The sequence below is a fragment of the Kineosporia sp. R_H_3 genome, assembly GCF_002198675.1.
Lineage (GTDB): Bacteria > Actinomycetota > Actinomycetes > Actinomycetales > Kineosporiaceae > R-H-3.
Genome location: NZ_MWLL01000101.1, coordinates 17,952 through 27,355, shown reverse-complemented (window position 1 = coordinate 27,355; position 9,404 = coordinate 17,952). Strand labels below are relative to the sequence as shown.

Annotated in this window: 5 protein-coding genes; 1 reads left to right on the top strand and 4 read right to left on the bottom strand. The window is 74.0% G+C overall.

The features are described from left to right. A partial coding sequence (locus ECOMGDLI_RS09370) for a peroxidase family protein (protein ID WP_304441390.1) occupies positions 1–3,314 on the bottom strand: 3,314 nt, incomplete at its 3' end. A gap of 486 nt (positions 3,315–3,800) precedes the next feature. After that, complete coding sequence (locus tag ECOMGDLI_RS09365; RefSeq protein WP_088316365.1) at positions 3,801–4,658, bottom strand: sulfurtransferase; 858 nt, start codon at positions 4,656–4,658, stop codon at positions 3,801–3,803. A 59-nt stretch (positions 4,659–4,717) separates the two neighbouring features. Here ECOMGDLI_RS09365 and ECOMGDLI_RS09360 point away from each other — a divergent pair, with 59 nt between their 5' ends. Continuing rightward, positions 4,718–5,839, top strand: a complete 1,122-nt coding sequence (locus ECOMGDLI_RS09360; RefSeq protein ID WP_369812733.1) for an adenosine deaminase — start codon at positions 4,718–4,720, stop codon at positions 5,837–5,839. A 51-nt stretch (positions 5,840–5,890) separates the two neighbouring features. Here the strand turns inward: ECOMGDLI_RS09360 and ECOMGDLI_RS09355 are convergent, their stop codons facing one another. Both ECOMGDLI_RS09355 and ECOMGDLI_RS09350 read right to left on the bottom strand, forming a co-directional pair. Then, entirely contained in the window at positions 5,891–8,287 is a 2,397-nt protein-coding gene (locus ECOMGDLI_RS09355) for a bifunctional diguanylate cyclase/phosphodiesterase (RefSeq protein WP_088316361.1), read from the bottom strand. 64 nt (positions 8,288–8,351) lie between these two features. After that, complete coding sequence (locus ECOMGDLI_RS09350; RefSeq protein ID WP_088316359.1) at positions 8,352–9,359, bottom strand: YafY family protein; 1,008 nt, start codon at positions 9,357–9,359, stop codon at positions 8,352–8,354. Positions 9,360–9,404: the final 45 nt, after the last annotated feature.

The window sequence follows — 9,404 nt, the reverse complement described above, 5'->3', positions numbered from 1 at the left end:
CTGTCACCGATGAGCAGGTCCGGCTGGTCGCCGCCCTCCTCCCAGTCGTCGCCGCCGTCGCCGAAGACCGCGTCCGTGCCCTGCCCGGCGATGGCGAAGTCGTCGCCCTCGCCGAGGAAGTGCTCGTTGAGGTTGGCGCCGCCGTTGGTGAAGTCCTTGCCGTCACCACCCATGACGATGTCGTCGCCGATGCCGCCGTCGATGGCGTCGTTGCCCGGGCCGCCCTTGGGCACGTCGGCACCACCGAAGTCGGTGATGATGTCGTTGCCCTCGCCGCCGAGGATGACGTCGTCGCCGCCACCACCGTCGATGATGTCGCCGGCCTTGCCGCCCCAGAAGGTGTCGTTGTCGTTGCCGCCGTAGATCCGGTCGACGGCGTCCGTGCCGTTGAACACGCTCTGGCCGTTGATGCCCGACGGGTCGACGCTGTTCACGGCCCGGTACTTGATCTGGCCGTCCGGCTGCCGCAGGAGCAGCCGGTTCTCGTCGCACTCGGAGCCTGCGACGTCCGCGACCGAACCCGGGCCGGTGATGAAGCTGCCCGAGGGCGCCGGCCAGGTGAGTGCGCCGATCTCGAACTTGCAGTCGGCGGTGGCGAACGGGTCGGCCTTGAGGGTCGACGCGTCGCTGTTGCGCATGACGAGCTCGGAGAACGAGTTGCCCTCGAGCGAGGCGCGCAGGTTCATGCCCGGGGTGCGGGCCAGGTAGTAGAACCGGTCACCGTTCTGCAGGTTCGTCAGCTGGTTCTCGAACACGTAGTTGAACGTCGAGCCGAGCAGGCCGCCGAACAGGTTCGTGTTCTCTGCGAGGCCGCCGACCCACAGGTCGACGTCGTCGAGCCCGGTGGTCGTCAGACCGCCGTCGTCGGCCCAGTCACCCGTGCCGAAGACGAAGTCCGCCGAGTCGGCGGGCGGGTTGACGTTGTCCGCGCACTCGGCTGTCTCGGCCGGTGTCCCGCAGCCGCTGCCGAGCTCGCCGTCCGTTCCCGGCAGGACCAGACCGTTGAGGATCCGCTCGGCCGCGGTGCGTCGCCCGGCGATCGTCGTCTCGGACGTGATGTCCGGGTGCGTCCCGTAGGCCGCGACGAAGTTGACCAGGGACTCCGGGTGGCGCAGGTGCTCGCCGAAGTCGATCCAGTTGGTGTACGGCGTGAGCTGGTTGTCGTTGGTCGCGCCGTGGATCTGCCGACGGACGACGTTGAGCGGCGGGACGCCCTCGCTGCGGGCCCGGGTCATGTTGAGGGCCGGCAGGTCGAGCGGGAGGCCGAGCAGGTTGTTGCGCAGCGTGTCCGCGACGAACTCGTCGATCTCGTTGCCGGCCTGGTCGGACAGGCCCATGACGAGACCGGTCAGCGCCGCCTTCGAGTCGAGCGTGCCGCCGCTGCCGTTGTCGTAGTAGGCCGCCGGGTTGAGGAAGCCGTCGAGCAGCGGGATGTCGTAGTGGCTGCCGTTCGGCCGCACCCGCGGGATGTCGTCGTCGAGCATCGAGTGGCCGAAGCGGTAGACGGCGTGCGCGAACTCCGCCGTGATGGCCGGGTCGACGTCCGTCTGGTTGAACGCGAACGGCTCGAACGGGTTGATCGCCGGCTGGACCTTGCGGGCGAACTCCTCGAACACGAGGTGCTGGTACTGCATCTCGGTGATGAAGCGCGCCGCCTGGAAGAGCCGCTCACCGTTCCACGCGCCGTCGGCGGACGGGGCACCGCCCGCGGTCTGCCAGTCGGCGACGTCGGTGACGTCGCTCGTGTCGTCGAGCAGGATCTGCTTGATCTCGCCGACGAGCCGGTCGTGCTCGCTGTGGAAGACCTGGTGCACCGCCTGCAGCGCGATGTTCTCGTTGCAGCGACCGTCGCCGCAGATCGCGTGCAGGTCGAGCAGCTCGTCGTCGTACTGCCCGGAGGTGACGGGGTCGAGGCTGCCGCCGGCGGTGTTGTTCCCGTCCGGTGTCTTGGGGGACGAGAGCGACCCCGGGTCCGCGCTGTGCGCGATGTCGTTGAGGAACGCGGTGTCGATCCGGAGCACGTCCGCCGGTGCGGGGACCGGCGTCGCGCGGTCGCCCTCGACGAGCCCGGAGCCGGTGACGTACTGCGGCAGCCCGTTCGGGCCGGGGAGGAACTTGCCGTAAGGGTCGGTCGCGAGCATCGGGATGTTCGTGACGTCGGCGTCGACGAGCTCCAGGCCCAGCAGGGTCGCCGCCCGGTCCTTGATCTGCGCCCAGGTGGCGAGACCGTCGCCGTCGGGCGTGCTGAGGAACTTGCCCGTCGAGACCGGGTCGCCGGCGGCGTTGTCCACGTACTCGCGCAGGAAGACCTGGTGCGACGCGTGCGAGGTGTAGGTCTGGCTCTGGTCGACGAACGGGGTGTCGGTGTTCGGGGCGTTCCGGAAGCCGTCCGGACCGTCGACGACGTGACCGCGGGTGAGGGTCATGAACCGCAGGCCCGGGTCCAGGTCGTCCGACGTGCCGAACTCGTGGTCGTCGCCCGCGACGAGCGGGTCGTCGTCCTGGAGCGGCACGAAGACCGTGCCGTTGCCGCCGTTGGTGATCTTGTCGAGGCCGTGGTCGAAGAACTGGCCGAAGATCGTGAAGAGCGAGTTGAACGGCGGGGACAGGCCGACGTCCGTCGTCACGTTCTCGATGAAGAGCGTGTCGTGCGACGGGACGCAGCCGGGGGAGTTCGGGCTGAAGTTGTCCGGCGGGGTGTAGCCCGGCGTCCACTCGCACGGCTCCGAGGCGCCGTCGTTGCTCTGCGCGCGCACGGCCTGCCGTGCCGCCGCGACCGCGGCCGGGTTGGTGTACGTCTGGTCGACGATGAGGTTGCTGATCGTGCGCGGCTCGGCGTCGACGACGTTGCCGTTCAGCTGGTCGTAGCTCGTCGGCCCGCTGCCGAAGGGCGCGGCGTCGTCCGCCGGCCCGAAGACCGGGGTCGTCAGCCGGGGGAAGGGCTGGTCGGCGGCGCCGAACGTCTCCTGGCCGGGCTGCAGGTTGTTGCACGACCCGTCGACGGTGCGCAGGCCGAAGGAGAGCAGGGGGCTCGCGATCTGGTCGGGCCCGTCACCGAGGAGTGCCGCGCAGGGGTTCGTCGGGTCGTCCGCGATGTGCGCCGAGTGGTACTCGGCGATCTTGATCTGCTTGAGGATGAAAGCGAGGTCTGCCGGTGTGACGGGGAAGCCCTCGCCGACGACGGCGGTCGCGGGGGCCGCCCCGGCCACCCCGACGCCGGTGAGGACCACGGCGGCGGAGGCCAGGAAGGCGACGGTCGCGCGCAGACGGCGCGTACCGCGGCGGCCCAGGACCGCCCGTGGGATGAGATTCATGATGTTCGCCCCTTCTGCAGGCAGCACGCATCGCCGGAGGACCGGGACGGCGCTCCGTGCGGAGGGTGCTGGTGATCGCTGCCGGCGACCCCCGTCGACGGCAGCACGACATCAGGGCCGCGGCTCCCGACGCGGCACCTCGATGCGGATGGATGGAGTTGGACCGCCCGCGGTCGCGCAGACCTCGCGGCGGTGTCGTGCCCGTGCTTCTTGGGTGGGGTAACGGCGGATGGAACGGTAGGTGGACGTACACGTTCTGCCGTCGGGAAGGCAGGCGGCGCTCGCGGCCCCCGGGCCCGGAAGGCCCGCGGCGGTCGCGACGTCGGACGCGCCCCGGCGTCCCTCGCCAATCGCCTGAGTTACGACAAAATGGCGAGTGGATGACGATGTTGTCACCTCGCCCGGGGGGTCGCTGCCCCTAATGCAGGGGGGAGCGAGCATCCTCCGATCGGCCCATGCTGTCCCGATGTGCCCGTTTCGGTCGGGTCAGGCGCCGGTCGCCGCGGGCCGGTCCGGGTCGCTCGACCACTGCGACCACGAGCCCGGGTAGAGCGCCGCCTCCACGCCGGCCACGGCGAGCGCCGCGATCTCGTGCGCGGCCGTCACCCCGGAGCCGCAGTACACCGCGACCGGTCGGGACCCGTCCGCGCCGAGCGCCGAGAAGCGTTGCGCGAGAACGTCTCTCGCGAGGAAGCGGCCGTCCGGGCCGACGTTCGCGGCGGTCGGGGCGCTCACGGCGCCGGGCACGTGGCCGGCGCGCGGGTCGACCTGCTCGACCTCCCCGCGGAACCGCTCGCCGGCGCGGGCGTCGAGGACCACCCCTGCGGACGGCGCACCGCCGGCCCCGGGCGACGCGAGCCGCGCCACGTCGTCCGCGTCGACGACCGGCAGCGACCCCGGGGTGAGCCGGACGTCCCCCGGTCCTGCTGCGGCGTCGTCGCCGGTGGCCCGGGCGCCGCCGGCCGCCGCCCACGCCGCCCAGCCGCCGTCGAGGATCCGCACGTCCGCGACCCCGCCCCAGCGCAGCAGCCACCACGCCCGGGCGGCCGCGAGCGCCGGGCCGTCGTCGTAGACGACGACCGGGACGCCGTCACGCACGCCCCAGCGCCGGGCCGCCGCCTCGAGGTCGGCGGGTGCGGGCAGCGGGTGCCGCCCGAGGGCCGGTGACGGCGGTGCCGCCAGCTCGGTGTCGAGGTCGACGAAGACGGCGCCCGGCACGTGCCCCGCCCGGTACCGGTCGCGCCCGCCCGCGTCGCCGAGCGCCCAGCGGACGTCGAGGAGCACGACGGGAGCGCCCGCGGCGAGCAGCGCCTGCAGGTCGGTGACGGGGAGGAGGACGTCCATGGTCGTCCACGCTAACGAACCGCGTGCCGGGTGCCGCGAGGCCTCGCCCGGCGTGCGACGTGGCTAGAGTCCGGGAGGTGACCACGCCTGATGCCGCCACCGTCGCCCGCGCCCCGAAGGCGCTCCTCCACGACCACCTCGACGGCGGCCTGCGCCCGGCGACCGTCGTCGAGCTCTCGGCGGAGGTCGGCCACGAGCTGCCGGCGACGGACCCCGACGGGCTTGGGCGCTGGTTCCGGGACGCCGCCGACTCCGGTTCCCTCGTGCGCTACCTCGAGACCTTCGTGCACACGGTCGCCGTCATGCAGACGAAGGAGCACCTGCACCGGGTGGCGGCCGAGTGCGCGCTCGACCTGGCGGCGGACGGGGTCGTCTACGCCGAGGTCCGTTACGCGCCCGAGCAGCACCTCGAGCGCGGGCTGAGTCTCGACGAGGTCGTCGTCGCCGTCCAGGAGGGCTTCGCGGCGGGCAGCGCGCAGGCCGCCGACCAGGGCACCCCGATCCGGATCGGCACGCTGGTCACGGCGATGCGGCACGCGGCGCGCAGCCGCGAGATCGCCGAGCTCGCGGTGCGGCACCGTGACGAGGGCGTCGTCGGGTTCGACATCGCCGGCGCCGAGGCCGGCTTCCCGCCGTCCCGGCACCTCGACGCCTTCGACTACCTGCACCGCGAGAACTTCCACGTGACGATCCACGCGGGCGAGGCGTTCGGGCTGCCGTCGATCTGGGAGGCCGTCCAGGTCTGCGGCGCCGACCGGCTCGGGCACGGCGTCCGGATCGTCGACGACATCGAGGTCCTCGGCGGCACCGACCGCTTCGGTCACCCCGCGGCGCGCCTCGGCCGGATCGCCGCCTGGGTGCGGGACTCCCGGATCCCGCTCGAGCTGTGCCCGATGTCGAACCTGCAGACCGGGGCCGCGGCGAGCATCGCCGAGCACCCGATCACGCTGCTCAAGGACCTGCGCTTCCGGGTGACGCTGAACACCGACAACCGGCTCATGTCCGCGACGTCGATGACCCGGGAGATGACCGCCCTCGTCGACGAGGCCGGCTGGTCGCTCGAGGACCTGCGCTGGGTGACCATCAACGCGCTGAAGAGCGCGTTCATCCCGTTCGACGAGCGGCTGGCGATCATCGAGGAGGTCGTCAAGCCGGCGTACACGGCGCTCGGCGCGCGCTGAGCCGGTCGTCCGGGCCGGTGCCGTGCGGGCCGGTGCGGGTGCGTCGTGGCGTCAGTGGCCGTGGCGGTGGTGCGTGCAGCCGACGTGGCCGAAGCTCGCGCGGGACCGGTGCCGCCGCCAGCGGCCGCCGACCGACGCCGGGTCGTGGCCGAGCATCCAGGTCCACGCCTCCTCGGCGGGCATCGGACGGCCCAGCAGGTAGCCCTGGACGGTGTCGCAGCCGATCTCGGCGAGGGCGGCCAGCGAGTCCGGCGTCTCGACGCCCTCGGCGGTGACGACGAGCCCCAGCCCGTGCGCGAGGTCGACGACCGTCGTGACGATGTGCGCGGCGTCGTGGTCGGTGTCGATGACCTGGACGAACGACTTGTCGATCTTGAGCTCGTCGAACGGCAGGCTGCGCAGCTGGGCCAGCGACGCGAAGCCGGTGCCGAAGTCGTCGACCGCGATCCCGATGCCGCTGTCCCGCAGGGCCTGCAGGACGCACCGGGCCTGCTCGGGATCGCCGAGCAGGTCGGTCTCCGTGAGCTCGACCCGCAGCACCGAGGCGGGCAGACCGCGTTCGGCGAGCAGCCGGAGCACGTCGGTCGGCAGCTGCGGGTCGGCGACGTTGCGGGCGCCGATGTTCACGGCGACGACGACGTCCAGCCCGCCTGCCCGCCAGGTGCGCACCTGGTCGAGGGCCAGGCCCAGGACGTGCCGGGTCATCCCGACGATGATCCCGCTCTCCTCGGCCGCCGGGACGAACGCGGCCGGCATGAGCAGGCCGAGGTCGGGGTGCTGCCAGCGGACGAGCGCCTCGACGCCGCGGACCCGGCCGGTCCGCAGGTCGACCTGCGGCTGGTAGTGCAGGACGAGCTCGTCACGCTCCATGGCGAGGACGAGCTCGGTCTCGAAGGCGAGCGACCGGGCCGGTGCCGCGTCGAGCGCCGGGGTGTAGAGCGCGGTCCCGGTGCGCCGCCGCTTCGCCTCGTACATCGCGAGGTCGGCGCGCCGCAGCACGGTCGCGGCGTCGTGCCCGTGCTCGCCGGCGAGCGCGACACCGACGCTCGCGCCGACGTGCACCTGGACGCCGTCGAGCACGAACGGGGCGTCGAGCCGGTGCACGAGGTCGCGGGCCCGGCGCAGCAGGTCGTCCGGGCCGGCCTCGCCGTGGACGAGGAGCGCGAACTCGTCGCCGCCGAGCCGGGCCACGACGTCGTGCGGGCCGTGCCCGGACCCGATCCGCCGGGCCACCTCGACGAGGAGACGGTCCCCGGCGCCGTGGCCGAGGGTGTCGTTGACCTGCTTGAAGCGGTCGAGGTCTGCGAGCAGGACGGCGCGCAGCCGGTCCGGCCGGGCGGCGCCGCCCTGCCGGGTGGCGAGGCCGTGGGTGAGGCGGTCGAGCAGCCCGTCGCGGTTCGCGAGCCCGGTGAGCGAGTCCCGGTGCGCACGCTGCAGCAGCAGCCGGCTGTGCTCGGCGAAGCCGACGCCGGCGACGAGGAGCAGGAGCGCGCCGAGCACCGTCGCGAGCACGGGCACCGCGGGGAGCGGGCCGGAGACCCAGCCGGACGGGGCGCCGGCGCTCACGACGACGTACCAGTCGTTGACGGCCCCGGGCGCGGGCCGCCGGACGGCGAGGTCGTGGCCGCCGTCCTGCAGCAGGGTCCGGCCGGCCCAGGCGGTGACGTCGTACCGGCCGGTCGCGGGGGCCGGTGCGGCGGCGTCCCCGTCGAGCACGGGGACCGCCGAGTCGACGACGACGGCACCCGTGCGGGCGTCGACGACGAAGACCCGGGTGCCGGTCCGCAGCCCGTGCGCGAGCCGGCGGCGCAGGCTCTCCAGCGTCACCTCGAGATGGACGACGGCGACGGCCGGGCCGCCGTCGGCGAGCCGGACCGGGGCCGCGGACGCGAGGACCCAGGTCCGGGTGTCCGGGGAGACGTAGGGCCGTGGCTGGTACGCGACGTCCCCGGCGGACCCCAGCGCCGGGCGGAAGAACGGCTGGGTGCTCTCGTCGGGGGACAGGTTCGCCGTGCCGGGCACGAGGCCCTGGACGACGCGGGCGAGCTCGGCCCCGCTGCCGTCGATGAAGCACGCCTCGGCGATCTCGTCGGGGAACGTCGCCCGCAGGTACTCCAGGGCGGCGCCGACCCGGTCCGCGTCCCGGCGACCGAGGTCGGCCGGGGTCACCGCACGGCCGCCGGCGCGCGCGTAGACGTCGCGGAACGCCGCGTCGTGCGACGCGAGCCGCGTGACGGACGCCGCGTCGTCGGCGAACGCGGTGACGACGTCGGCGCGCTCGGCGAGGACGTCGGTCAGCGTCTGCTGGTGGGCCTGCGCGAGCCGGCCGACGAGGGCGACCGACGCGAGCCCGCCGACGAGCAGCGCCGCGCCCGCGGCGAGCGCGACGAGCCGCAGCCGCCGCGCGCCGCGACCGAAGCTGCGTCGCGAACCCTGGTCGTCCCTCACCTCTCAGACGTCGGCCGTGCACCGGGGCGTCCGCAGAGCGTGGGCCGTGTGTCCCCCGGACGGGTCAATCCCCGCCGGTGCCGGCGTAGAGCGCGGCGACCGCCCGGGCCGTCCGGGCCATGTCGGCGCGCAGGTCCTGCGGGGAGAGCACCTCGACGGCGTCCCCGAAGCCCATGAGGGCGGCCCGCGCTGCCGGCAGGGCCCGGAACTCCACGTCGAGGACCGACCAGTCGCCGCCGTCGCCACCGGCCTGCCCGGTGCCGACCTCGGCGACCGGTGCGGGGGTCCGCTGGCCGGCGGTGACCCGCAGCAGGAGCGCCCGCACCCCGTCGCGCACCCGCAGCCGCACGGTGACGGCACCCCGCGGCCGCTCGACGTCCGCGCGCAACGCCGTCCAGACCGCCTCGAGGTCGAGGTCGGGCGGGCGCCGGGCCGGGTCGGGCAGCGTCGTCACCGTCAGGACGCGGTCGGCGCGGTAGAGCCGCGCCGTCCCGCGGTGGGCGGCGACGAGGTACCACGTGCCGCCCTTGAGGACGAGACCCCACGGGTCGAGCAGGTAGCCGTGCAGCCGGCCGTCCCCGTGCCGGTAGCGGACCCGGATCCGGCGGTCGGCCCAGACCGCCTCCTGGACGGCCGCGAGGTGCGGTGCCCCGGGGGCGTCGCCGGCCGTCGTCCGGTACCAGCCCGCGTGGTCGACGAGGACGCGGTCGCGGGCCGCCTGCGCGGCGGGCCGGTGCGAGGCGGGGACGGCGGCGACGAGCTTGTGGACGGCGGACGCGAGCGCGGAACCGAGCCCGAGGTCGTCGGGGACGGCGCGCCCGGTCATCGCGACGAGCGCCCGGGCCTCGGCCGCCGTCATCCCGGTGACGTCGGTCCGGTAGCCGGGCATGAGCTCGATCCCGCCGTTGCGGCCCTGGGTCGTCCACACCGGGACGCCCGCGGCGGAGAGCGCCTCGACGTCACGGTAGACGGTGCGCACGCTGACCTCGAGCTCGCGGGCCGCGTCGGGCGCGGTGAGCCGGCCCCGGGCCTGGAGCATGAGGAGCAGCGAGAGGAGGCGGTCCGACCGCATCCCCCGACTCTGCCAGAAAAACCTGACCGCGGCTGTCAGGGATAC